We start from the raw sequence: 25,069 nt of genomic DNA, 5'->3' as shown, positions 1-25,069 counted from the left end.
GCGGCTGAGACTACTTTCCCGAACGGGGGCGTCCCAGCACGCCACTCGCATCTCGTATCGTCGGTGAGGTGACGCCTTCGACAGATCGCCCCTACGGACCAGGCGACCTCACCGCAGACGAGTTGAAGCACGCGGTTCTCGACGCATTGGCGAGCGCGGGAGTCCCGCAGACCGAGCTGATGGCCTCCCTCGCAGCTGGAGCCGACTACCAGTCGCCGTGGGACCGCCCGGCCGTCAACCGGCGACACCCGAGGCGCGAGACACCGGTGATCTACCGTGTCAAGGTCGAGCTGCAGGACTCGTCCCCGCCCATCTGGCGACGCCTGGACCTGCGCAGCGACCTCATGTTGCCGCGCCTTCACCTGATCCTGCAGGAAGCCATGGGCTGGACGAACAGTCACCTGCACGAGTTCGTCCACGCATCCTCGCGCCGGGACCGCGACGCCGAGCACTTCGCCTCCATGGACTACCCCGACGCCGGGGAGATGGGCGAACTCGACGAGGCTGACGTACGGCTCGACGAGCTGGCGCACAGCGTGGGCGATAGGTTCCTGTACCTGTACGACTTCGGTGACAGTTGGTGGCATCGCGTCACCGTGGAGAAGGTCCTGGAGCCCGACGACGACGACGAGATCCCGGATGCGACGGTGGTGGCAGGTCGCCGGGCATGCCCTCCGGAGGACTGCGGGGGGATCTGGTCATATAACGAGTGGATCGCCGGCGGCGAAGAGTTCGACTCGGATGGCTGGGGCCCGGAGGTACTCGAGTTCTGGGCCGGCTGGGACGCGGAAGAATTCGACCTCGAGGACGTTCAGCGGCGAGTGGTCGGAATCGTCGACACGCCAGCCACTCTCAGGGAAGTCCAGCGGGACGAGGCCGCGAAGCTGCAGATCCTGCTCGAACGGGTCGGCGACGGGGTCAAGCTCACCGCGGCCGGGTACCTGCCGCCGACGATGGTCGAGCAACTCATGGCCGACACCGGCTGGGACCGCACGTGGATCGGGAAGAACAATCGCGAAGACCTGACGTTCCCGATCTGGCAGCTGAGGGACTGGGCCCGCGCGCTGGGGCTGGTGCGTAAGTACAAGGGCGAGCTCCGGCCGACCCGCCGCGGTACCGCGTTGAAGAACGACCACCAGGCCCTCACCGAGCTGATCGCTCGCAGCTTGCCGCACGATCGGCTCTACGGCACCCCGCTCGACTGGTTCTGACCCGGCCGGTTCCGCGCGGCCGGGTTTATGCGGGCCGGGGGCGGGTGGCGGACCTCGTCGCCGTCGCCCCAGTTCGGTTCACTCAACCGAACCAGGCCAGAACCCGTCGACACTGGGCCTCGACCTCGGCCATAAGCGTGTCTGCCAACCGGTGTTCGTCGTCAGTGCGCGGGGGGTGCAGCTCGATGGCGGATCGGAGTGCCCCGGGCAGCTCATCGGCGTCGAGGTAGATCTGGGCGGTGAGCACGCTCGGATCGAGGTCGTTGGTCTCCGCAAAGGTGATCCAGTGGCGGAGGGTGATCTCGTCGTAGGCGTACCGACTCCCGATCTTCATGGCGAGTCTGCGCTGACTCCGTTGTGGTGAGTACGGGTAGATCGACGCGATGTCATAGAGCGGTGCGAGCCGGGGTGGGGAATCATCGGCGTGAAGAATCGCGTAATTCTTGGCATGGGCGTCGGTGGCGCCGAGCAGAAAGTTGATCGCAAGCGCTCGAACGAAAAGCCAGACGTCTTCCTCGAGGCGGAGCGCCCGCAAGAAGGAGATGACATCGCCGGGGGATGGGCCTCCATCGGCCTGGTACTTGCGCGACGGATGAACTGCGAGAGCTTGGCAGAGGTCCTCCTGATGGACACGGGTCACGGTTCCATCAACGGCGACATGGCGGTCCCACCGTCGGCTGATCACAGCGGGAGTGCCAGCGAAATCGACATAGTTCGTGGCGGCCGTCGGCAAACCGATTGTTCGGACGGCTTGCAGACACAGGACTTCGTTGTACGCCTGGCAGGGGAGATCGGTAACACCGGGCTTGATGATGTGCGTAGTGGGGATCGCGCCGGTCGCCTGGTACCACTGGTCTGCTCGTCGGTGGAGAGCGACCTTCTCCTGAGCTCCTGCGAGCGACCAATGCTCGCCGCGGGCCTGCCAGGATGCCTGTCTGCTCGAGATCAGCTCGCGAAGTCTCCTGCTGATGTCGGCGTCAGATATCGGTACGAGGACCCCCTCGTCGAGTTCATCCATCGCATCGGGGCGGAGGAACTGAACAGCGCCGGCGCAATCGCGACCGACAGCGGTGAGGAGGGAAAACGTGTTGCCTGCGACGGCCCCGTGATGGCGGGCGATCTGGACCCGCGCGGCCTGGTTGTCGGGCAACAGTCCGTCGAGGAAGGGCTCGACCCGATCGGGGCCCCAGGCCTGACGGCGTCTGGGCATGGAGAGCGAGAGATTCCGTTCGGGGCCGTCGAGGTCGTAGGAGAACGAGTGCTTGCCATGACGGTCCTCCGTCAACGTCCCCAGTCTCTGTCCAGACAGTAGGACCGCGAGTTCCTTGTCAGGCATCGGAAGACCGCTGAGTGATGTCATCTGCGACGTCGCGTGCACGGTGGGCCGCCCGGATGGCGCGTGCAGCGGCAAGCGCTACTTCGCCAGGGGGGGCCACTTTTGCGGAAGTCAGGACTTCAAAATCGTCCGCCGGTGTGTCGACTGCTTCGGGTGCCTCCATCGCCTCGACTGCATCGACCGCCTCGGGCAGGTGCCGCGGGTGGCGGGCCGACTCGGCGGGGGGCGTGTCCGAGTCCGGTACGGGATACGCCAGCCGGATCGTGACGTCCAGAACATCCATCATCGCGAGCACCTTGCTCAGTGACGCATTGGGAGCGCGCCCGCTCTCGAAGAGGCTCACCCAGGAGCGTGTGAGATGGGCTGCCGCTGCGAGGTCGGCCTGGCTCATACCGGCGGCGAGACGGGCGTCCCTGACCGACGTAGCGATGTCGGTCACAGTCCGGGCCCTAGCGGCGAACGTTGCCATGACGCTCCTGAGGTTCGTTGTATCGAACGCAGCCTAGGTGTTCGGTTTACCGAGCACAAGGTAGTGTGTGCGCTATTTCGAACTTTGCGGTCGTCAAGCACCCTGTCCGGGTATCGGGGAGAGCCTTGTCGTCGTCGCTTTCAGGCGCGCAACCACAGGCCGAACTGTGCGCGTTACGACAGCGTGCGGCCGGTGAGTCACTTAGACGATGACGTCGTTCGTCGCCTCGCGGATGGGGCTCTCGCCGGTGGAGCCGTCGCCCCGCCGCGGAAGATTCACCCAGATGCGCAGCGGCGGCCCGCCGAGTTCGAGATGGCCCGGCCGGTTCCGCGCCACCCGGCGGCCGCGGGTCGGTCCGGGCAAAGGGTGAGCCTCGTCATCGTCGCCGCTTCCCAACGCGGGCCGGGGAGCGGCTCAGGAGCTACAGCGGCCCGCCGAGGCGCCAGTTGCCGGTGAACTTAATGCGGTCGGCGCCGGCGGGCAGACCGCGGGCAGGACGGTCTGGGTAGCGCCGCCTGGCCGGACCCTCCAGCCAGTGCGCGCCCGCGCCCGAGGCGTGCCGGACCAGGTCCACGCACAGCGCACCGTCGCGCAGTGAGCGCACCGTGTACTCCCGGACCAGCGCGGCGCCGCCCGGCGGGTGCGCCAGACCGCCGCCCGGCGCGGCCACGGGGAGGTGGACCTCGCCGGTGGCGGGATCGGGAAGGCAGAAGAACACCACGTCGTCGAAACCCTCGCTGTACGCCGCCGGCGCGGAGTCCTCGGTGGCGGCGGTGAACTCCCCGAGCTGATCGCCGTCGAGCGTCACGCGCACCAGATCCGCGGCGAAGGCAGCGACGGCCGCGTGTGCCGGCCAAAGGGACGGGTGCAGTAGTAGCTGCGATCACTGTTGAGCGAGTGGTCTCGCCGCACCACTCCCACGCCGGCCGGCCCGCTCGGCCGTTCACGACAGGAAATCTCTCAGCCAACCCGGGGTTCTGAACCGGTATCCTCCAATGGTTGCCGGGCATGCGCTGCACCGCGACCGGGCCGTGGACACCCGGCCCCGCGACCAGAGACGCTCGGCGGGCCCCGAGCGTGGGAGAAACGGACATCGATGTGATCACCCTTGCCGCGGCACCGCCGGTCGAACCCTCGGCCGAGTACAGCGGGTTCATCGGATGGGTCCTGAACCTGATGGAGACGCTGGGCGAGCTCGGCGTGGGCATGGCGATCCTGCTCGAGACGTTCCTGCCACCGATCCCGTCCGAGGCGGTCCTGCCCGGGGCGGGGTTCCTCGCCTACGAGGGGCGGATGAGCTTCTCCCTCGCCTGGGCCGCGGCCACGGCGGGCGCGCTGCTCGGCGCCTGGATCTGGTACGCCGTCGGGGCCGCGCTCGGACGCGATCGCACGAGGCGCCTGGTGGGCAGGATCCCGCTGCTCGACTACGAGGACTTCGACAAATCGGAGGCCTTTTTCCAGCGGTGGGGCGGAGTGGCCGTGCTGCTGGGGCGCTGCGTCCCCCTGGTGCGCTCGTTCGTCTCGATACCCGCCGGGATCAACCGGATGCCTGTCACGCACTTCACGGCGTACACGCTCATCGGATCAGGGGTGTGGAACGCCATCTGGATCGGCGCGGGGTTCGCGTTCGGCCCGGCGATCAAGCCCGCGCTGGAGCGGTGGAGCGGGGTGCTGTCCAACGCGGTGTTGGTGGTCATCGCGATCCTGGTGGTCTGGTTTGTGGTCAAGCGCGTACGGCGGCTGATCGAGCGCCAGCGCGCTGTGAGCGTGCAGTGAGCGCCGGTGTTCTCCCGCCCACTCGTCGAGTGGTCGAATGTGACGGATTCGCCAACACCCGACCTGGGAGAACGCGATCAAGAGTGACCCTGCGATGGCTTTGTCGTCGTCGTTCGTTTCGTGCAGCCCCGGTTGGGACGCGCATGGGCCGGTCACACTGGCACGCCTGATCAAGCGGAGGCATTCTGGACGTCATGCCAGCCGACTCCAGCCAGCCCGCGCCCGGCGCCACCACGGTGCCCAGCTCCGCCACCGCGTCCAGCGCCACCACTGACCGCGCGTCTGACGAAAAGGTCGGGCTGCGCGTCTTTGTCGAACCCCAGCAGGGTGCCACCTACGCTGATCAGCTCGCGGTCGCCCGCGCGGCAGAGGAGCTGGGCTACGAGGCGTTCTTCCGCTCGGACCACTACCTCAAGATGGGCGACGTCAGCGGCCTGCCCGGACCCACCGACGCCTGGCTCACCCTGGCCGGCCTGGCCCGGGAGACCAGCACCATCCGGCTCGGCACCCTGCTGACCTCGGTGACGTTCCGGCACCTCGGCCCGCTGGCGATCTCCCTCGCGCAGGTCGACCAGATGTCCGGGGGACGCCTGGACATCGGCCTGGGCGCCGGGTGGTACGACGACGAACACACCGCGTACGGGATCCCCTTCCCGCCCATCGGCGAGCGATTCGACATGCTCGAGGACACCCTCGGCGCACTGGAGACCCTGTGGTCGACGCCTGAGGGCGAGACGGTCACCGTGCGCGGCAAGCGAATCGATCTAGTGGACTCTCCCGGCCTGCCCAAGCCGCTGCAGCAGCGACCGCCGGTCATCGTCGGGGGCTTCGGCAAGCGTCGCACCCCCGCACTGGCCGCCCGGTTCGCCGACGAGTTCAACGTGCCCTTTGCCGACGTCGACACCGTGGCCACCCAGTATCGCCGCGTCGACGAGGCGTGCGCTGAGCGCGGCCGGGCGCCGGGGGAGATCGTGCGCTCAGCGGCCCTGGTCCTGTGCTGCGGCCGCGACGAGGCGGAGCTCGCCCGCCGGGCCGGCGCCATCGGCCGGGATCCGGAGGAACTGCGGGCCAACGGCGCGGCCGGAACCCCGGATCAGGTGGTCGACACCATCGGCCGGTACTCGGCGATCGGTGCCCGGCGCATTTACCTGCAGGTTCTGGACATGTCCGATCTCGATCACCTGGAGCTCGTGGCCTCGGAGGTCGCGCGGCAGCTGTAGGGGGAGCGGATTAGGTCCCTCTCTTCGCTGGAGAAAGCGTGCGTTGCGGGACAGAGAGGTCGCCTATGAACCAGTTCGAAAGGTGGGTTGTCGGAGTCTGCGCCTAGGGTGTCGATGGAAGTTCCAGATCGACGCGGATGGGGGCGCTGCATGGTCGCTGCTGACCTGGATGCGGTGAAGCTCGCTGCTTTCGCTTCAGCTGCCGACTCGACCGCGATCTCGCTGCTTTTGGGTGCAGGGGCTTCAGTCCCGGCGGGACTCCCAGATTGGGAGGAACTCGTCGTTCGACTTCTCGTCAGAAGTGGGGTTGTCGCGCAAGAAGACGATGCGCGGGGGTTCGTCCGAACGCAGGACCCGATGCTCGCCGCGGAGGCGGCGCGCTGCGACGACCCCGAGTGGCGCACCCTTGTTCGGCAATCGTTGTATGGAGAAGGCACGGATGGTGCGCCGCTGGCGGATCCGACAGACCTTCACTATGCGGCAGCGTCATTGGCGCTCCACTACCAGCCGTCAGGGCTGAGGCTCTTCACTACCAATTTTGACCTCTTGCTCGAGGGCGCCCTGTTCACAAGTCTCGGTGAGAATCAGAGGGACCTACCGGTTCAACCTCGTGCCCGAGCTGCACCCCCAGACGCGGAAGGAGGTTTTCTGGTCCACCATCTACATGGACTGGTGGGCGACACTGAGGACGTCTGGGAGAGCCCGATACTTACCCTCAATGATTTCTCCGTGCTCGCTGGTCGGCCAAACACATGGCAGGCAACGGAAATGTACTCTGCGCTCCAGCAGGGTCCGCTGATTCTCGCTGGGACTTCGTTCAGAGACGTCGACATCAGGAAGTGGTTGCACGAAATCATCGCGGATGGCTTCGCCCCGATGGTTGTCGCCGCCATGGCTCGTGAAGGATTGCAGCTAACTCCGGGGGAGTTGACCGCAGTCAGCGTGGCAATCGAGAACCAGTGGCGAGCGATTGGAGTAACTGCCGTGATGTTCGACGATTACGGGGAGATCGCCCAGGCGGTGAAGGAGCTTCCGTACCTTAGGCGCTCCGACTACGCGTCTCCGAGCTTGAGGGTTGAGGCGCTTTGGCGCCCGATCCACGGTGCATTCGACACTTGGCAAACTGCTCACTCTGAGGCTCTGGCAACTGGACGTGAAGCGCTGAGGGACGCGCTCGGACGTGACGCAAACCTGACCTTGTGGCTTGCCGACGGGAACGGCGGTCTAGTTCGGTGGGCATCCCCAGATCGCTGCTACAGAACTCGAGACGACTTGCGCCGGGTGGCAGCCGCATATGACAGTCCGTGGGTCGCCAGTCTCGCTCTCACCTATGGTGCGATCATCGCCAGGGACCCGGAGGGCATCTCCACAACCGGGCGGTGGCGTTCAGTGGTGGCAGCCCCGGTATCGGTACAGGTAGGGGAGTACCCACCCGTCACTATGGCGGTGTTGTCGTCCGCTGTTGGAGTCCCGCTGGACGAGACCGACCCAAATCTCTGGGTCGAAGTACTGCAGGAACTTTCCAACGAATGGTCCGAGAGACTGTCAGAGATCGCGAACGTTCCCAGCCAATTGGATCCATCACTAGACGTAGACTCGAAGCCTGACGAGGAGACCACATGAAGTCGACACAGAAAATTGCAGTCAACAAGATCGCGGCCGGAACCTATCGAGTGAGCAGTAGCCACGGGCGTAGCGTGAGCACCGGCCGTTACGTTACGGGCAGAACGTCGACGACCGCGAAGCCCGAGCCGAGGAGCAAGACCAACTGAGCGAGGGCGCCCGTCCGTCGCCGACAACCTGATACACAGCCCGTACAGGCTGGGCGAAAGGTCCTTGGCTCTCGGCCCGAGCGCCCGGGGTGACTCCGCGGCCGACCCTCGATTCGATCATTGCCCTTAGTGCCGTGCGCTTTTCGGCGCTTAGCTCCCCGCCCGGGACCTCCGGCGGTCCAGCGCCCGCATGACCTGGGACGCGCTCGCCCCGTGGAGCACCAGGGAGGCGATGATGACCAGCGACACCGCCGGCCACAGGGACCAACCGTCCTCCTTGGGGAAGAAGCCCATCGCGTAGCAGAGGTAGAACAGCGAGCCCACGCCGCGGACGCCGAACACCGACACCACCATCCGCTCGTCGCGGCGGAGTTTGCGGTCTCCCAGGAGCGAGACCCAGGCGGCGATCGGGCGGACCACCAGCAGGACGCCGGCAGCAACCGCCACGTGGGTCCACTCCAGGCGGCCGACCGCATCGGAGATGAACGAGGCGCCGATCACTAGAAGAACCAGCAAGGTGAGCAAGTGCTCGGTGTACTGCACGAACTCGTGAAAGTGCTCGTGCTTCTCGTCGTCACGCTCGGACGCGCGGACCCCGAGCGCCGCGCAGAACACGGCGAGGAAGCCCCAGCCGCCCAGCAACTCGCCGAGGCCGTAGGCCAGCAGGAGCGTGGCCACGGCGGCGGCGGGTTCGGCGAATCCCACGAGTCGGTGGTCTCCCACCCGCACCCGGTAGACCGCGGCGCCGATGAGCCGGCCGAGGAGATAGCCCACCACCGCGCCGATGACCGTCTTGCCCACGAGGTCCCACGCCAGCCAGCCCAGGAGCCACTCGCCGGGATCCCCCTTGGTCGCCAGGTAGATGGCGAGGTACACAAACGGGAACGCGAGGGCGTCGTTCAGCCCGGCCTCGGAGGTCAGGGCGAAGCGGGCCTCGTCGTGCTCGTCGTCGACCTCCTCCCCGGAACTCGGACCCTCAACCTGCACGTCGGAGGCCAGGACCGGGTCGGTCGGGGCGAGCACCGCCCCCAGCAGCACGGCGACCGCGGGGGTGAGCCCCAGTACCCACCACCCCAGTACCGCCACTCCCGCGATGGACAGGGGCATGCCGATCGCCAGCAGCCGCCACGTGGTGGTCCACCCGCGCAGGCTCAGCGGCCGATCCAGCGCGAGGCCCACGCCGAAGAGCGCCACGATCACGGTGACCTCGGCCATCCGCTCAGCCAGCTCGGCGTGCTCGATCACGTCGACGAGCTGCGACTCGTTTGGCATCAGCCAGCCGATGAGCATGCCCACGCCCACCACCACGATCGGTGCGGACAGCACCCGCTCGCGGAGCAGGCGCGGAAGGAACGACCCGATGAGCAGGGCCGCGCCGATGACCGCGTACATCAGGTCGGTATTGGGCACGCAGTGAGTGTGGTCGCCCTCAGGTCACCTGCGCCACCGCAGACGAATCAACAGACACACCCGCTAGCATGTTCGACATGCCCGGCGACAGCGATACCAATACGGAGGCCCCCGACCTCGTCGACGCCGCACGTCTGGGCAGCCAGCCGCAGCCGCAGACGGCACGGGGTCGGCGAACGCGGGAGGCGCTCATCGCGGCGGCCCGCACGGTCTTCGAGCGTGACGGGTACGTGGACTCCCGGCTCATCGACATCGCCGCCGAGGCCAAATGCTCGATCGGCAGCTTCTACACCTGGTTCGACAGCAAGGACGAGGTCTTCGCCGCGGTCCTCTACCAGGCGCAGAGCGATATGCTTCACCCCGGTACGGGCCGTATCGAGGCGAGCGATGACCCCGTCGCCATTATCGCGGCGAGCAACCGCGCCTACTTCGAGGCCTACCGTCGCAATGCCCGCCTCAACATGCTCCTCCAGCAGGTGGCGGCGCTCGACCCACGCTTCCGCGACCTGCGCAATGCGCGCTCGATGGCCTTCGTCACCCGCAACGCGCGCGCCATCGCGGACCTGCAGGAGCGGGGCCTGGCCGATCGCGGTGTCGATGCCTCGATGGCCGCGATGGCCCTGTCCGGGATGGTCGCCCGACTGGCCTACGAGGCCTTCACCGGGGGTGCGGTCGTCGAATCCGTCGACGACCTCGTCGAGACGGCGACCCGACTGTGGACCAATGCCCTGGGGCTGACGACGCCGGAGCTGCGCGCGGACTGATCCGTCCGCGCGCAGCCCCGTCCGTGGTCATCGGGCGATGGTGACCCCGCCGTCGACGGTGAGTGTGCTGCCGACGACGTAGTCGCCGGCGTCCGAGGCCAGGTAGACCGCGGCGCCCGCCATGTCCTCGGGGCGGCCGATTCGGCCGGAGGGGATCTGCCCGGTGATCTGGTCGCCGTGGTCGCGCGCCTCCTTGTTCATGCTCGAAGCGAAGGCGCCGGGCGCGATCGCGCTGACGATGATGCCCTCGGGCGCGAGGCGCATCGCCATCCGCTTGGTCAGGTGGACGATTCCGGCCTTGCTCGCGTGGTACGAGTAGGTCTCCATTGGGTTGAGCGAGAGGCCGTCGATCGAGGCGATGTTGATCACCTTGGCCAGGTGGCCGGTCTGCTCGCGGCCGGCGAGCAGCAGGCCCTTGGCGGCCTGGGTGAGGAAGAAGGGCGCCTTGACGTTGAGGTCCATGACCTTGTCCCAGCCGCTCTCGGAGAACTCGTCGAAGGGCTCGCCCCAGGCCGCACCCGCGTTGTTAACGAGCACGTCGAGGTGGTCCTCGTGCTCGCGGAAGGCCTTTAGGAGGGCCGCGATACCGGCGGTCGTCGAGATGTCGTGGGGGAGGGCGACGCACCGCCCCTCACCGTGGATGGTGGACAGTTCGGCGGCGGTGGCCCGGCAGGCCTCCTCCTTGCGTGCGGTGATGTAGACGGTCGCGCCCTGGGCGAGCAATCCCTCGGTGATCATGCGGCCGATGCCGCGGGAGCCGCCGGTCACGAGCGCGACGCGTCCGTCGAGTGAGAAGAGGGCAGGGATGTCCATGGAGGTCCTTCGCGTCGGGTGGTGGTGGATCGACGGTAGCGGTAGTTGAATCCGGATTCAATAGTAGTTGAGCCGGGATTCATGTTGTGGGAGGGTGGCGGGGACATCCAATCGAGCACAGGAGCAGCCCATGACCCGGAACTCGCAGGAGATCCGCCTCGCCGCCCGACCGCAGGGCCGCACCGACGAGAGCACCTGGAACCTCACGACGAGCGAGGTGCCCGACCCGGGACCCGGTGAGATCCTCGTGCGCGTCGACCTCGTCTCGCTCGACCCGGCGATGCGCGGCTGGCTCAACGATGTGCGCTCCTACGTCCCCCCGGTCGGTATCGGCGACGTGATGCGGGCACTCGGTGCCGGCGAGGTGGTCGCGTCCGAGCATCCCGACTTCGCCGTCGGCGACGTGGTCAGCGGCACCTTCGGCGTGTGCGAGTACGCCCTGTCGGACACGAACGGGGTCACCCGACTCGACCTCGACGTCGCACCGATGAGTACCTGGCTGGGCGCACTCGGCATGCCCGGAATGACCGCATACTTCGGTCTCATCGACATCGGCCGGCTGCAGGCCGGCGACACCGTCCTCGTCTCCGCGGCGGCCGGCGCGGTGGGCAGTACCGTCGCCCAGCTGGCCAAGGCCATGGGGGCCCGGGTCATCGGCGTCGCCGGCGGCGCGGACAAGGTCGCCTGGCTGCGTGAGCTCGGTCTCGACGAGGTGATCGACCGTCGCGACGGCGACCTGCTGCGCCAGGTCCGCAAGGTCGCCCCCGACGGGATCGACGTCTACTTCGACAACGTCGGCGGCGAGCTCCTCGACGCCGCCCTGGCCAACCTGCGCCGCGGCGCGCGAGTCGTCCTCTGCGGCGCCATCTCGGCCTACAACGACGAGACCCTCGCCGAGGGCCCCCGGCGCTACATGTCCCTGCTGGTCTTCCGCGCGACGATGCAGGGCTTTGTCGTGTTCGACTACGCGGACCGCTACCCCGAGGGCGTCGCCGAGATCTCCCGACTCATCTCAGAGGGCCGCCTCGTCCCGACCGAGACCGTCCTCGAGGGCGGGGTCCCCGCCTTCCCCGACGCCCTGCTCGGCCTCTTCGACGGGGTCAACACGGGCAAGCTCCTCCTGAAGATCTGAAGGGACCCACCATGCGTGCCATCCACATCTCCTCGCTCGACGGCCCGGGCGCCGTCGAGGTCGTCGACCTGCCCGACCCCCACCACGAGGACCTCGTGACCATCGAGGTCAAGGCGGCCGGGGTCGCCTTCCCCGAGCTGCTCCAGACGCGCGGCCTGTACCAGGTCAAACCCGACCTCCCCTTTGTCCCGGGGGCGGAGGTCGCCGGCGTCGTCACCGCCGCCCCCGAGGGCAGTGGCCTGTCCGTCGGTGACCGCGTCGCCGCCCTCACGCTGCTCGGCGGGTTCGCGGAGCAGGCCCTGGCCCGCCCCGACCTCACCTTTGTGCTGCCCGACGAGGTCGGCTTCGAGGAGGGGGCCTCCTTCCTCTTCAACTACGCGACGGTCTACTTCGCGCTCATCGAGCGAGGCCACCTCGCCGAGGGGGAGACCGTTCTCGTCCACGGTGCCGCCGGTGGCATCGGGACCGCGGCCATCCAGATGGCCAGGGCGTTCGGGGCGGGCACGGTCATCGGAGTGGTCTCCACGCAGGAGAAGAGGGAGATCGCCCGGGCCGCGGGTGCGGACGAGGTGGTCCTCGCCGACGGCTTCCTCGAGGCCGTCGGCAAGGCGAGCGTCGACGTCGTGGTCGATCCCGTCGGTGGCGACCGGTTCACCGACTCGTTGCGCTGTCTGCGCGAGCACGGCCGCCTCCTCGTCATCGGCTTCACCGCCGGCTCGATCCCTGAGGTCAAGGTCAACCGGCTACTGCTCAACAACGTCTCCGTCGTGGGGGTCGGCTGGGGTGCCTACGCCCTGTCCCGCCCCGGCCACATCGCCACGGAGTGGGACGCGATGCTCCCGCACCTGCGCAGCGGGGCCCTCCGGCCCGTCGTCGGGGCGACCCACCCGCTCGGGGACGCGGCGGCGGCGTTGCGTTCCCTCGAGGGCCGGACGGTCACCGGCAAGGTCGTGCTGGTGCCGTGAGCGGGAGTCTGCCCCCCGTCGAGGAGATCGACCGGATCCCGGCGGCCTGCAGCACCGTCGCCGGTCGCGAGTGGGAGGACGGCAACGGCCACGTCAACGTCGCCCACTTCTACGGCTTCCACATCCGGGGCGCCGAGGAGGCGCTGCGCCGGGTGGGGATCGACGACGACTACCGCAGCAGCCGGCGGCTGGGGGTCTTCAGCATGGAGCAGCACCTGCGCTTCTTCCACGAGGTCCACATCGGCGAGGAGGTCTCGGCACACGTGCGGTGGCTCGACCGGGGGGACAAGGTCTTCCATGGCATCTCGGTCGTTCTCAACCGCACGACCGGGCGCATCGCCAACACGCTCGAGGTGATCGAGGGCCACGTCGACCTGGCCACGCGTCGCGCCGCGCCCTTCCCGGCCGACGTCGCGCAGCGGATCGACGACGAGTTGGCCGCCCACCGGGCCCTCGGGTGGCAGCTGCCGCTCTCGGGGGCCATGGGTGTGCGTCGCTGACCGGGCCCCGGCCCGGATATGAGAGGACCGCACCTGCTCTGCAGGTGCGGTCCTCTCGTGCGTGACGGGGTCGGACGGTGGCCCAGGGGTCAGACGGTGAAGCGGCCGATCGACTCGGCGACGAGGATCGGCTTGTCGATGCCCTCCGTCTCGACGGTCAGCATGGTGACGACCTTGACCGCGCCCGGTGCCGTCTCCTCGACCGATGTCAGGCTGGCCCGCAGCCGGATCCGCGAATCCACCGGTAGCGGGTGGATGAAGCGGACCTTGTCGTAGCCGTAGTTGAGGCTGTGCGCGAACCCGTCGAAGGCCATGAGCTCCTCGAGGAAGGCGGGCGTGCGCGAGAGGCTGTAGAGGCCGTGCGCGATCGTCGACCCGAAGGGGGAGTCCGCCGCCCGCGCGGGATCGACGTGGATCCACTGGTGGTCGCCGGTGAGCTCGGCGAAGCCGTCGATGCGCGACTGGTCGACGACGTGCCACTCGGTGGGGCCGAGCTCCACCCCCACGAGGTCCCGGAGGTCCTGCACGGAGGTCGGGCGGCGCTGGGCGGTCTGGGTCACGATGGGCTCCTTCGATCAGGGACGATTCTCCCCGAATCTAGTTGAACTTGAAGCCGGATTCAAGTATGTTTCGGGTCATCCGGCAGTCGAGACCACAGGAGTTCTCACATGACCATTGACCACCAGCGCATCGCCGTCGTCACCGGCGCGGCCCGAGGTATCGGTGCGGGTGTCGCCCGTCGCCTGGCCGACGACGGGATGGCCGTCGCCGTCCTCGATCTCGACGAATCCGCCTGCGCGGGCGTCGTCGAGGAGATCGTCGCGAGCGGGGGCCGGGCGCTCGCCGTCGGCGCCGACGTTTCGGATCCCGGGCAGGTCGAGGCGGCCGTCGCGCGCATCGCCGACGAGCTCGGAGCGCCCACGGTCCTGGTCAACAACGCCGGCATCATCCGCGACAACCTGATCTTCAAGATGTCCGTCGAGGACTGGGACTCCGTCATGGCGGTCCACCTGCGCGGGGCGTTCCTCATGACCAGGGCCTGCCAGGCGTACATGACGCAGGAGCGCTTCGGCCGAATCGTCAACCTCTCCTCGACCTCGGCGCAGGGGAACCGCGGCCAGGCCAACTACTCGGCCGCCAAGGCCGGCATGCAGGGACTCACCAAGACCCTGGCCATCGAGCTCGGCAAGTTCGGGGTCACCGCCAACGCGATCGCCCCCGGCTTCATCGAGACCGAGATGACCGCGGAGACCGCCGCGCGCATCGGCATCGCCTTCGACGACCTGAAGAAGATGGCCAGCGAGCAGGCGGCGGTGGCCCGCACCGGTACGCCGCGCGACATCGCGCACGCCGTCTCCTTCTTCGCGAGCGAGGGCGCAGGCTTCACCACCGGCCAGGTCCTCTACGTCGCCGGCGGGCCGTGCGACTGATGGGTACCGCGATGCAGGTGCAGGACAAGGTGGCCGTCGTCACCGGCGCCGCGGGCGGCATCGGTGCCGCCCTCGCCGAGGCCCTCGTCGAGGCCGGCGCGAGGGTCGTCGTCTCCGACCTCGACGAGGCGCGGTTGACCACCACGGCCGAGCGGCTCGGCGTGGTCGCGGTCGCGGGGGACGCCTCCAGCGACACGACGATCACCGCGATGATCGCCGCCGCGCAGGATCACCACGGCCCGGTCGACCTCTTCTTCGCCAACGCGGGGGTCGGAGACGGTTCCGGCCTGGCCGCCACCGACGAGCAATGGCAGCTCGCGCTCGACGTCAACCTCCTCGCGCATGTGCGCGCCGCCCGGCAGCTCGTGCCGGGCTGGGTCGAGCGGGGGAGCGGGTACTTCGTCTCCACCGCCTCGGCCGCGGGACTGCTCACCCAGATCGGTTCGGCCACCTACTCGGTGACCAAGCACGGCGCCGTCGGCTTTGCCGAGTGGCTCGCCGTGACCTACGGCGCCGACGGTGTCGGCGTCAGCTGTCTGTGCCCGATGGGCGTCGACACCGACATGCTCCACTCCGGCATGAGCTCGACCGAGGGCGACGGCGGCCGGGTGGCCGCGGCCGCCGTGACGAGCGCGGGCGAGGTCCTCGCCCCGCGCGACGTGGCCGATCAGGTGCTCGCCGCGGTCGCCGAGGGGACCTTCCTTGTCACGCCACACGCCGACGTGCGGGAGTTCCTGCGTCGCAAAGTGGACGACCACGACCGGTGGATCCACGGCATGCAGCGCTACCAGCGACACCTCCAGGGAGGGACCCGATGACCAACGCAGCCGGACTGGTGTGGACCTGGGCCGACAAGACGCCCGAGGCCGTGGCCCTGCGCGAGGGGGAGCGAACCTGGACCTACGCGCAGTTGCGTACCGGGGTACGCGGGGCGATGGAGCGTCTCGTCGCCCTCGGCGTCGAACCGGGGGACCGGGTCCTCATGGTCCTGCCGACGAGCGCCGAGTTCGTCCTGGCCTACCACGCCGTCCTCGCGCTCGGCGCGACCGCCGTGACCGTCAACCCGTTGTGCACGCAACGCGAGTTGACCCACTTCGTTGACGACGCGGGCTGCACCACCGCGCTCGGCTGGCACGAGGGACGCGAGCCGGTGGAGGCGACCGCGAACGCGGCCGACCTGCCCCTGTGGCTGCTCGAACCCGGGTGCGTCGCCGCCCCCCAGGGGCAGCCCGCCCTCGCCGACGTGTCGCCGGAGGACGCCGCGGTGCTGCTCTACACCTCCGGCACCACCGGCGCACCCAAGGGCGCCGTGCTCACCCACGGCAACCTGCTCGCCTGCGGCGCCGGCTTCGCCGAGGCACTCGAGGTGACGCGCGAGGACCGGATGGGCACCGCACTTCCCCTCTTCCACGTCTTCGGCCAGGCCGCGGTCATGTTCACCGTCTACACGCCCGGCGGCAGCCTGTCGCTCATGCGCCCCTTCGACCCCGCGGCGCTGTTGCGCCTGGCCGCCGACCAGCAGCTCACCGCGCTCGCCGGCGTGCCGACGATGTGGAACGCCATGCTCCACGCGGACACCGACGTGACCGCCGAGGACCTGGCCCACCTGCGGCTGGCGTGCTCCGGCGGTGCCGCCCTCCCCCTCAAGGTGGCCAAGGCCTTCCGCGACCGCTTCGGCGCGATGGTCCTCGACGGCTACGGGTTGAGCGAGACGACCGGCGCAGCGAGCTTCAACCGCGCGATCCACCCGCGCAAGGAGATGAGCGTCGGCCGCGCCCTCGACGGGTGCCGATTGTCGATCGTGGACGACGACCGCAACCACCTGCCACCTGGTGAGGTCGGCGAGGTCGCCATCGCGGGGCCGGTGGTCATGCGCGAGTACTGGGGCCGGCCCGACGCCACCGCCGACGTCCGCGAGGGCGAGTGGTTCTTCACCGGGGACATCGGCCGGATGGACGAGGACGGCGACCTGTGGATCCTCGACCGCAAGAAGGACCTCGTCATCCGCGGCGGATACAACGTCTACCCGCGCGAGGTCGAGGAGGTTCTCTACGGCCACCCGGACGTCCTCGAGGTAGCGGTCATCGGGGTCCCCGATGAGCGGCTCGGCGAGGAGATCGCCGCGGTGGTCACCCCACAGCCCGGCGCGACGATCGACCCCGCAGCCCTGCGGGCCTGGCTCGCGGAGCGGCTCGCCTCCTACAAGGTCCCGCGGATCTACCGCCTCGTCGAGGCGCTCCCCAAGGGGGCGACCGGCAAGATCCTCAAGCGCCAGATCGACCGCGACGACATCGCGACCACCGGTGAGCGGCCCGCCCGGGCCACCACCCCCACCACCTGAGCGAAGGGAGCGACCCGTGGACTTCACGACGGACGCCGAGACCGCGGAACTGCAGGAGCAGCTCGACGCCTTCATGGACGAGCACGTCTACCCCATCGAGGCGACCTACCAGGAGCAGCTCGACGCGGCTCCCGACCGCTGGTCGCCGCCGCCGGTCATCGAGCAGGCCAAGGAGGCGGCCCGCAGCCAGGGGCTGTGGAACCTCTTCCTCCCCGGGGAGGACGGCGCCGGGCTGACCAACCTCCAGTACGCGCCGCTGTGCGAGACCCTCGGTCGGAGCCTGCACATCGCCCCGGTCGCGACCAACTGCGCGGCGCCCGACACGGGCAACATGGAGGTGCTGCACATGTTCGGCACCCCGGAGCAGAAAGAGCAGTGGCTCCAGCCGTTGCTCGATGGACAGATCCGCTCGGCCTTCGCCATGACCGAGCCACGCGTGGCCAGCTCCGACGCGACCAACATCGAGTGCGCGATCGTCCGCGACGGCGACGAGTACGTCATCACCGGCCGCAAGTGGTACATCTCCGGCGCGATGAACCCCGACGCCAAGATCTTCATCGTCATGGGCAAGACCGACCCGTCGGCCGGCCGCAACCGGCAGCAGTCGATGATCCTCGTCCCGCGAGACACCCCCGGCGTCGACGTCCGGCGCGGGATGAAGGTCTTCGGCTACGACGACCGCGACCACGGTGGCCACGCCGAGATCGACTTCTCCGACGTGCGCGTGCCGGTGAGCAACCTCATCGGCGACGAGGGAGCGGGCTTCGCGATCGCCCAGGCCCGCCTCGGCCCCGGCCGCATCCACCACTGCATGCGCCTCATCGGTATCGCGGAGCGCTCGCTCGAGCTGATGGTGGCCCGGGCCGCGAGCCGAGTCGCCTTTGGCAAACCACTGTCCGAGCAGGGCGTCGTCCGTGACTGGATCGCCGAGTCGCGGGTGCGCATCGAGCAACTCCGCCTGCTCACCCTCAAGGCCGCCTGGCTCATGGACACCGTGGGCAACAAGGGCGCCCACACGGAGATCCAGGCCATCAAGATCGCCGCGCCCGCCACCGTGGAGTGGATCCTCGACAAGGTGGTGCAGGTGCACGGCGCCGGCGGCCTGAGCCAGGACTTCCCCGTGGCGGAGTGGTACGCCCAGGTGCGCACCCTGCGCTTCGCCGACGGCCCCGACGAGGTGCACAAGAACGCCCTCGCCCGCCACGAGATCCGCAGGATGACGGCCGATGTCTGATCTGCACCAGCGCGTCGACCAGCTCCTCGCGAGCCACGACCCCCGGACCACCCCGGACGCCGAGTTCCTCGCCGCGCAGTTCGACCATGGCCTGGCCTGGGTCCACTTCCCGGAGGGGAAGGGGGGACTCGGTCTTGCCCGCGGACGCCAACTCGAGGTCGACGCCCTGCTCGACGCCGCGGGGGCACCCCGACCGGACCTCGGGCGCAACAGCATCGGCCTGGGCATGGCCGCCCCGACCATGCTCGCCTTCGGCAGCGAGGAGATGCAGCAGCGCTACCTGCGGCCGCTCTTCGCGGGGACCGAGGTCTGGTGCCAGCTGTTCAGTGAGCCGGGCGCCGGGTCCGACCTCGCGGGCGTCTCCACCCGGGCGGTTCGCGACGGCGACGACTGGGTCGTCGACGGACAGAAGGTGTGGACCTCCGGTGCCCACAACGCCGACCTGGCGATCCTCCTCGCCCGCACCGACACCTCGGTGCCCAAGCACGCGGGGTTGACCTACTTCGTGCTCGACATGACCGATCCCGGCGTCGAGGTGCGTCCCCTGCGTCAGATCACCGGCGAGGCGGAGTTCAACGAGGTCTTCCTCACCGGCGTCCGAGTGCCCGACACCCACCGGGTCGGCGCCGTCGGCCAGGGGTGGAAGGTCGCGACGACGACCCTCAACAACGAGCGCGTCGCCATCGGCGCCGGAAGCGACCGCGAGGCGGGCCAGATCGGCCTCGTCGCGCAGCGCTGGCGCGACGATCCCTCCGTGCGCACGCCCGGACACCACGCCGAGCTCATGCAGTGGTGGGTCGAGACCGAGGTGACCCGGCTGGCCGGGGAGCGGCTGCGCCAGTCCCTCGAGGCCGGTCAGCCCGGCCCGGAGAGCTCGGCCATGAAGCTCGCCTTCGCCCACCAGGCGCAGCAGGTGAGCGGTTTCGCCCTGGAGGTCGCCCCCGAGGAGGGGTTGACCTACCACGACTGGACGATGGTCCGTCCCGACGGGGGATCGTTCCTCGGGCACGGCCCCGGCTACCGCTACCTGCGCGCCAAGGGCAACTCGATCGAGGGGGGCACGAGCGAGATCATGCGCAATGTCATCGCCGAGCGGGTGCTCGGCCTGCCCCCCGACCACCGCCCCGACAAGGGGATCGCCTTCAAGGACGTGCCGCGATGATCGACCTTCTCCACTCCGACGTCGAGGAGTCCCTGCGCTCGAGTGTCCGCTCGGCACTCCAGCGCGCGCTCGACGACGCGTTGCCCGCCCGCCTGGCCGACGAACCCACCGCAGACGTCACCGGCCTGTGGCGCATGCTCGCCGAGCAGCTCGGCCTCGCCGGTCTGCTCGTTCCCGAGAGCCTCGGTGGATCCGGGGCGAGCGCCCGCGAGGCCGCGGTCGTCCTCGAGGAGCTGGGGGCCGCCGTCGCGCCGATCCCCTTCCTCACCAGCGCCGTCGTGGCCACCACCGCCCTCGTCCACGCCGGCGACGAGGTGCACCTGCCGGCCCTCGCGGCCGGGGAGCGCACCGCCGCGCTCGTCCTGCCGTGGACCGCGCGGCGGGGGGCGTGGACGCCGGTGGACCACTCGGCCGAGCCGGTCGCCGGGGCGCTCGGCGCCCACCTCTTCCTCGTCCCGACCCGGGACGACGGGGGCGCGACCTCCCTTCGGGCGTTCGGCCGGGACGAGGTGGACCTCACGCCGATCACCTCGCTCGACGTGACCCGGCCGCTGGCCCGGGTCACCGTGACCGGCACCGGCACCGAGATCGCCTCCGGGGGCCGGGCCGACGACGCCGTCGACGCCGCCCTCGCGGCGGGGGCCGCGCTGCTGGCCTCCGAGCAGCTCGGGCTGACGCGGTGGAGCCTCGAGACCACGGTGGAGTACGCGAAGACCCGCGTGCAGTTCGCTCGCCCGATCGGGTCCTTCCAGGCGATCAAGCACCGGCTGGCCGACCTCTACCTGCTCCTCGTCACCACGCAGGCGGCCGCCCGGTACGCCGCCGCCACGCTCGCCGACGAGGACCCCGACCAGCACGTCGCGCAGGCCCTCGCCCAGTCCTTCTGCTCCGACGCCGCCGTCCGCGCCACCGAGGAGGCCCTGCAACTGCACGGCGGCATCGGCATGACGTGGGAGGCGCCGGTGCACACCCGGCTCAAGCGGGCCAAGTCCGACCAACTCGCCCTCGGCACGCCGGACCGCCAACGCACCGACCTCGCAGCGCTCGTGGACCTCCCCGCGAGCTGACCCCCCACCCGACCCCACCCCAGTCGACACAGGAGTGACCATGCGCGACGCAGTCATCGTCTCCACCGCCCGCACCCCGATCGGTCGCGCCTACCGCGGCGCCTTCAACGACACCCAGGCCCAGGAACTCATCGGCCACGCCGTCCGGCACGCCGTCGAGCGAGCCGGCGCCGAGGGCGAGCGCATCGAGGACGTCGTCATCGGCGCCGCGCTGCAGCAGGGCTCGACCGCCATGAACATCGGACGGCAGGCCGCGTTGCGCGCCGGCCTGCCCGTCTCCGTCGCCGGCATGTCCGTCGACCGCCAGTGCGCGAGTGGCCTCATGGCCATCGCGACCGCGGCCAAGCAGATCGTCCTCGACGGCATGGAGGTCGCGGTCGGCGGTGGCGTCGACTCGATCTCGCTCGTGCAGAACGAGCACCTGAACACCTACCGCGCGCAGGACCCGTGGCTCGTCCAGCACGTGCCCGCGACGTACATGTCGATGCTCGAGACCGCAGAGGTCGTGGCCGAGCGCTACGGCATCAGCCGCGACGCGCAGGACGAATACGCCCTGCAGTCGCAGCTACGCACCGCGGCCGCCCAGGAGGCCGGTGCCTTCGACGACGAGATCGTCCCGCTCGAGTCGACGATGCTCACCAAGGACCGGGCCACCGGCGAGGTCGGGTCGCAGCAGGTCACGCTCACCCGGGACGAAGGCAACCGGCCGACCACGACGATCGAGAACCTGGCCACGATCGGCCCGGTCCTGGCCAAGGACGGCACCGAGGGCTACTCGATCACCGCGGGTAACGCCTCCCAGCTGTCCGACGGTGCCTCCGCCGCGGTCGTCATGGAGGCCGCGGAGGCCTCCCGCCGGGGACTGACCCCCCTCGGCGCCTTCCGCGGGATGGCCGTCGCGGGGTGCGAGCCCGACGAGATGGGAATCGGGCCGGTCTTCGCCGTGCCGAAGCTACTCGCACAGCACGGCCTGACCGTCGACGACATCGACCTGTGGGAGCTCAACGAGGCCTTCGCCGTCCAGGCCCTCTACTGCCGCGACAGGCTCGGCATCGACCCGGAGAAGTACAACGTCAACGGCGGGGCCATCTCCATCGGCCACCCGTACGGCATGAGTGGCGCCCGCATGGCCGGTCACCTCCTCATCGAGGGCCGCCGCCGCGGCGCCAGGTACGGCATCGTGACGATGTGCGTCGGAGGCGGCATGGGCGCCGCCGGCCTGTTCGAGATCTTCTGACCCACCCCGTCCCGCCGAGGAGCCCGCGTGCCCGAGTCCGTCTTCGTCGCCAACCGTGGAGAGATCGCCCTCCGCATCGTCCGTGCCGCCAGCGAGATCGGTCTCGACGTCGTCGTGGCCGTGACCCGGGCGGAGGTCGACTCGCTCGCCGCCCGGGTCGCCACGGGGGTCCACGTACTCCCCGGCGAGGGGGCGGGCGCCTACCTCGACGCCGAGTCCCTCGTCGCCGGGGCGACGGAGCACGGGTGCACCCTGCTCCATCCCGGCTACGGGTTCCTCAGCGAGAGCCCGGTGCTCGCCCGGGCCTGCGCCGCCGCGGGCGTGACCTTCGTCGGTCCGGACGCGTCGCTGCTCGAGCTCTTCGGCGACAAGGGCAGCGCCCGGGCGGCGGCGCACGCGGCCGGCGTGCCGGTCCTGCCGGCCACCGACGTCGGGGTCACGAGGGACCAGGTGGAGGCCTTCGCCCGGGAGCAGGAACCCGCCGGTGTCATGGTCAAGGCGGCGGCCGGAGGCGGGGGCCGTGGCATGCGGGCCGTGCCCGCCGGTGAGCCGCTCGCCGACGCGTGGGAGCGGGCGCGCTCGGAGGCCGAGCGCAGCGTCGGCTCCGGCGCCCTCTTCGCCGAGCTCTACGTCGCCAGGGCCCGTCATATCGAGGTCCAGGTGGTCGCAGACGGCGACGGGGGCGTCACCCACCTCGGCGACCGTGACTGCACCCTGCAGCGCCGTTTCCAGAAGTTCGTCGAGGTCGCCCCCGCCCCCGACCTGCCCGACGAGGTGCGCGCCGATCTCCACGCGGCAGCCCTGCGGCTCCTGGCCGGCCGCGGCTACCGCGGCCTGGCGACGGTCGAGTTCCTCGTCGACGCCGACCACCCGACCCGGTGGTGGTTCATCGAGGTCAACCCCCGCCTGCAGGTCGAGCACCCGGTGACCGAGCTCGTCACCGGCGTGGACCTCGTGCTGGCCCAGCTGCGCCTCGCCTCGGGCGGGACGCTCGCCGACCTCGGTCTGTCATCCCCTCCCCGCGTCACCGGCGCGGCGGTGGAGGTGCGGGTCGCGGCCGAGCGCACCGGCATCAGCGGCGAGGCCCTCCCCGCGCAGGGCGTCGTCTCCGGCCTCGCGCTCCCGGCCGGCCCGGGGGTACGCGTCGACACCCATCTCGTCGAGGGCACCCGGGTGGACGGCTCCTTTGACTCGCTCGTCGCCAAGATCGTCACCCACAGCCACGGTGGGCACGCCGGGGCGATCGCCAAGGCGCGCCAGGCGGTGGACGAGTGCGCGATCGGCGGCCTGGAGACCACACTGCCCGTGCTGAGCGAGGTGCTCGGGCACGACGACGTGGCGACGTGGTCGGTGACGACCCAGTGGTTCGCCTCCGCCGACCTGTCGCGCGCAGCGGTACCCGCCCACGTCGTCGACGGCGAGGTCCTCGCCGAGATGGGCGGGACCGTCGTCGCGGTGCTCGTCGAGGAGGGGCAGGACGTCGCGGCGGGGACGCCGCTCCTTGTGGTCGAGGCGATGAAGATGGAGCACCTCCTGCCCGCGCCGGTCTCAGGGGAGGTGGCGGCGATCCGGGTAGCCGCCGGAGCGACCGTCGTCGCCGGCGACCTGCTCGTGCGGCTCCTCCCGTCGGCCGACCAGTCCGCGACCGGTGCCGTCGAGGACGGCCCCGACCTCGACTCCGATCGGCCCGACCTCGCACGTGTGCTCGAGCGCCGCGACCGGCGCATGGACGACGCGCGCCCCGAGGCGGTCGCCAGGCGGCACGCCCGCGGTCAGCGGACCGCGCGGGAGAACATCGCCGACCTCGTCGACGAGGGCAGTTTCGTCGAGTACGGCGGGTTCGCCGTGGCGGCCCAGCGTGCCCGCCGGACCGAGGAAGACCTCATCGCGAACACACCGGCCGACGGCATCATCACCGGGATCGGCCGGATCACGGCGGCCCCGGCGGAGGACACCCGCTGCGCAGTCCTCGCCTACGACTACACCGTCCTCGCAGGCACCCAGGGATACCTCAACCACAAGAAGACAGATCGCATGCTCGAACTGGCAGAGCAGCAGCGACTGCCCGTGATCCTCTTCGCCGAAGGTGGCGGTGGGCGTCCCGGCGATACCGACACGACCGTGGTCAGTGGCCTCGACGTGCCGACCTTCGCGACGATGGGGCGCCTCAGCGGGCAGGTGCCCACGATCGGCATCGCCGCCGGCCGCTGCTTCGCGGGCAACGCCGCCCTCCTCGGGTGTTGCGATGTCGTCATCGCCACCCGCGACTCGACCATAGGGATGGGCGGCCCGGCGATGATCGAAGGCGGTGGTCTCGGGCTCTACTCTCCGGACGAGGTCGGCCCCATCGACGTCCAGAGCGGCAACGGCGTCGTCGACGTCGTCGTGGCCGACGAGGCGGAGGCGGTCGCGGTGGCCCGACGCTACCTCGGGTACTTCCAGGGTGTGCAGCCGGAGTGGGCCGCGGCCGACCAGCGCACGCTGCGCCACGTCGTCCCCGAGAACAGGGTGCGCGCCTACGACATCCACGCCGCGATCGACGCCCTGGCCGACGAGGGGTCGGTGCTCGAGCTGAGGGCGGGCTTCGCCCCCGGTATCGTCACTGCCCTGGTGCGCATCGAGGGGAGGCCGATGGGTCTGGTCGCCAACAACCCGCGGCACCTCGGCGGGGCGATCGACACGCCGGCCGCCGACAAGCTCGCGCGCTTCCTGCAGCTCTGCGACGCTCACGGGCTGCCCGTCGTCTCCCTGTGCGACACCCCCGGCTTCATGGTCGGCCCCGATCACGAGCGCACTGCGACCGTGCGGCACTTCGCCCGGCTCTTCGTCATCGGAGCCCACCTTCGGGTGCCGATCGTCACCGTCGTCCTGCGCAAGGCCTACGGACTGGGAGCGCAGGCGATGGCCGCCGGCAGCTTCCACCGACCGGCCGCGACGCTCGCCTGGCCCACCGGCGAAGTCGGGGGGATGGGGCTCGAGGGGGCCGTGCGGCTCGGCTTCCGTCGCGAGCTCGAGGCCGTTGCCGACCCGACCGAGCGGCGTGAGCTCGAGGACCGACTCCTCGCCGACCTGTACGAACGCGGACGGGCCGTCAACGCGGCCGCCGTCGTCGAGCTCGACGACGTCATCGACCCGGCCGACACCCGACGGTGGATCCTCACCGCGATGGCGACCGCGACCCCGGTCGACGGACCGACCCGCTACATCGACACCTGGTGACGCGAAGGAGC

At 69.9% G+C, this 25,069-nt stretch carries 22 protein-coding genes; 16 read left to right on the top strand and 6 right to left on the bottom strand.

Translation table 11 applies throughout. The features are described 5' to 3' along the window. The first annotated feature begins 68 nt into the window (after positions 1 to 68). Positions 69 to 1,211, top strand: coding sequence for a plasmid pRiA4b ORF-3 family protein (locus tag H483_RS35180; protein WP_017838076.1), 1,143 nt, complete (start codon positions 69 to 71; stop codon positions 1,209 to 1,211). 82 nt (positions 1,212 to 1,293) lie between these two features. Here H483_RS35180 and H483_RS35175 read toward each other — a convergent pair whose 3' ends face one another. The 3 genes from H483_RS35175 to H483_RS35170 all read right to left on the bottom strand — a co-directional run bounded on the left by H483_RS35175 (position 1,294) and on the right by H483_RS35170 (position 3,887). After that, positions 1,294 to 2,622, bottom strand: coding sequence for a type II toxin-antitoxin system HipA family toxin (locus tag H483_RS35175; RefSeq protein ID WP_238556363.1), 1,329 nt, complete (start codon positions 2,620 to 2,622; stop codon positions 1,294 to 1,296). Then, positions 2,540 to 2,986 (bottom strand): helix-turn-helix transcriptional regulator, encoded by a 447-nt coding sequence (locus tag H483_RS38270; RefSeq protein ID WP_193746902.1) that lies wholly within the window; start codon positions 2,984 to 2,986, stop codon positions 2,540 to 2,542. Before H483_RS38270 ends, H483_RS35175 begins: the two co-directional genes overlap by 83 nt. Positions 2,987 to 3,437: 451 nt before the next feature. Further along, positions 3,438 to 3,887: a siderophore-interacting protein gene (locus H483_RS35170; protein ID WP_081615233.1), complete on the bottom strand. Its 450-nt coding sequence runs from the start codon at positions 3,885 to 3,887 to the stop codon at positions 3,438 to 3,440. 227 nt (positions 3,888 to 4,114) lie between these two features. Here H483_RS35170 and H483_RS35165 point away from each other — a divergent pair, with 227 nt between their 5' ends. From H483_RS35165 to H483_RS38865, 3 genes are all read left to right on the top strand, one after another. Further along, positions 4,115 to 4,792, top strand: coding sequence for a DedA family protein (locus tag H483_RS35165; RefSeq protein WP_017838072.1), 678 nt, complete (start codon positions 4,115 to 4,117; stop codon positions 4,790 to 4,792). 194 nt (positions 4,793 to 4,986) lie between these two features. Beyond that, positions 4,987 to 6,012 (top strand): LLM class F420-dependent oxidoreductase, encoded by a 1,026-nt coding sequence (locus H483_RS35160; RefSeq protein ID WP_017838071.1) that lies wholly within the window; start codon positions 4,987 to 4,989, stop codon positions 6,010 to 6,012. Between the two features lie 150 nt (positions 6,013 to 6,162). Beyond that, positions 6,163 to 7,635 carry an SIR2 family protein gene (locus H483_RS38865; RefSeq protein WP_193746901.1) on the top strand — a complete coding sequence of 491 codons (1,473 nt, stop codon included), beginning with the start codon at positions 6,163 to 6,165 and terminating at the stop codon, positions 7,633 to 7,635. 299 nt (positions 7,636 to 7,934) lie between these two features. On the opposite strand, the gene H483_RS35150 is transcribed toward H483_RS38865, so the two are convergent. Then, positions 7,935 to 9,194: a sodium:proton antiporter gene (locus H483_RS35150; RefSeq protein ID WP_017838069.1), complete on the bottom strand. Its 1,260-nt coding sequence runs from the start codon at positions 9,192 to 9,194 to the stop codon at positions 7,935 to 7,937. Positions 9,195 to 9,262: 68 nt separating this feature from the next. Here H483_RS35150 and H483_RS35145 point away from each other — a divergent pair, with 68 nt between their 5' ends. Next, positions 9,263 to 9,958 carry a TetR/AcrR family transcriptional regulator gene (locus H483_RS35145; protein ID WP_017838068.1) on the top strand — a complete coding sequence of 232 codons (696 nt, stop codon included), beginning with the start codon at positions 9,263 to 9,265 and terminating at the stop codon, positions 9,956 to 9,958. 27 nt (positions 9,959 to 9,985) lie between these two features. Here H483_RS35145 and H483_RS35140 read toward each other — a convergent pair whose 3' ends face one another. After that, on the bottom strand, positions 9,986 to 10,771 hold the full coding sequence (locus tag H483_RS35140) for an SDR family oxidoreductase (protein WP_017838067.1): 786 nt from the start codon (positions 10,769 to 10,771) through the stop codon (positions 9,986 to 9,988). Positions 10,772 to 10,901: 130 nt separating this feature from the next. Between H483_RS35140 and H483_RS35135 the strand changes: the two genes are divergently transcribed. From H483_RS35135 to H483_RS35125, 3 genes are read left to right on the top strand one after another with little or no spacing between them, the layout of a single operon-like run. Continuing rightward, on the top strand, positions 10,902 to 11,903 hold the full coding sequence (locus tag H483_RS35135) for an NADP-dependent oxidoreductase (RefSeq protein ID WP_017838066.1): 1,002 nt from the start codon (positions 10,902 to 10,904) through the stop codon (positions 11,901 to 11,903). An 11-nt stretch (positions 11,904 to 11,914) separates the two neighbouring features. Next, a complete protein-coding gene (locus H483_RS35130; RefSeq protein WP_017838065.1) occupies positions 11,915 to 12,868 on the top strand; it encodes an NADPH:quinone oxidoreductase family protein in 954 nt (317 codons plus the stop codon). Further along, positions 12,865 to 13,368, top strand: a complete 504-nt coding sequence (locus H483_RS35125; RefSeq protein ID WP_017838064.1) for a thioesterase family protein — start codon at positions 12,865 to 12,867, stop codon at positions 13,366 to 13,368. Before H483_RS35130 ends, H483_RS35125 begins: the two co-directional genes overlap by 4 nt. 89 nt (positions 13,369 to 13,457) lie before the next feature. On the opposite strand, the gene H483_RS35120 is transcribed toward H483_RS35125, so the two are convergent. Further along, the gene (locus H483_RS35120; RefSeq protein WP_017838063.1) at positions 13,458 to 13,928 is read right to left on the bottom strand and encodes a MaoC family dehydratase; all 471 of its coding nucleotides are present in this window, start codon (positions 13,926 to 13,928) and stop codon (positions 13,458 to 13,460) included. A gap of 108 nt (positions 13,929 to 14,036) precedes the next feature. Between H483_RS35120 and H483_RS35115 the strand changes: the two genes are divergently transcribed. From H483_RS35115 to H483_RS35080, 8 genes are read left to right on the top strand one after another with little or no spacing between them, the layout of a single operon-like run. Next, positions 14,037 to 14,798, top strand: a complete 762-nt coding sequence (locus H483_RS35115; protein ID WP_017838062.1) for an SDR family oxidoreductase — start codon at positions 14,037 to 14,039, stop codon at positions 14,796 to 14,798. Positions 14,799 to 14,809: 11 nt separating this feature from the next. Next, positions 14,810 to 15,616 carry an SDR family oxidoreductase gene (locus H483_RS35110; protein WP_031265144.1) on the top strand — a complete coding sequence of 269 codons (807 nt, stop codon included), beginning with the start codon at positions 14,810 to 14,812 and terminating at the stop codon, positions 15,614 to 15,616. Then, complete coding sequence (locus H483_RS35105; RefSeq protein ID WP_017838060.1) at positions 15,613 to 17,139, top strand: class I adenylate-forming enzyme family protein; 1,527 nt, start codon at positions 15,613 to 15,615, stop codon at positions 17,137 to 17,139. The genes H483_RS35110 and H483_RS35105 overlap by 4 nt, the downstream gene beginning before the upstream one ends. A 16-nt stretch (positions 17,140 to 17,155) precedes the next feature. Continuing rightward, positions 17,156 to 18,373, top strand: coding sequence for an acyl-CoA dehydrogenase family protein (locus tag H483_RS35100; RefSeq protein ID WP_017838059.1), 1,218 nt, complete (start codon positions 17,156 to 17,158; stop codon positions 18,371 to 18,373). Continuing rightward, complete coding sequence (locus tag H483_RS35095) at positions 18,366 to 19,535, top strand: acyl-CoA dehydrogenase family protein (protein ID WP_017838058.1); 1,170 nt, start codon at positions 18,366 to 18,368, stop codon at positions 19,533 to 19,535. The genes H483_RS35100 and H483_RS35095 overlap by 8 nt, the downstream gene beginning before the upstream one ends. Next, positions 19,532 to 20,602, top strand: coding sequence for an acyl-CoA dehydrogenase family protein (locus H483_RS35090; RefSeq protein ID WP_017838057.1), 1,071 nt, complete (start codon positions 19,532 to 19,534; stop codon positions 20,600 to 20,602). The genes H483_RS35095 and H483_RS35090 overlap by 4 nt, the downstream gene beginning before the upstream one ends. 40 nt (positions 20,603 to 20,642) lie before the next feature. Next, a complete protein-coding gene (locus H483_RS35085) occupies positions 20,643 to 21,839 on the top strand; it encodes an acetyl-CoA C-acyltransferase (protein WP_017838056.1) in 1,197 nt (398 codons plus the stop codon). A 27-nt stretch (positions 21,840 to 21,866) separates the two neighbouring features. After that, entirely contained in the window at positions 21,867 to 25,058 is a 3,192-nt protein-coding gene (locus H483_RS35080) for a carboxyl transferase domain-containing protein (RefSeq protein ID WP_017838055.1), read from the top strand. Positions 25,059 to 25,069: the final 11 nt, after the last annotated feature.

The organism is Dietzia sp. UCD-THP (assembly GCF_000349585.1).
In the GTDB taxonomy this organism is placed as follows: Bacteria; Actinomycetota; Actinomycetes; order Mycobacteriales; family Mycobacteriaceae; genus Dietzia; species Dietzia natronolimnaea_A.
Note: the sequence above shows the minus strand (reverse complement) of the source record. Positions and strands in the feature narration are given on the sequence as shown.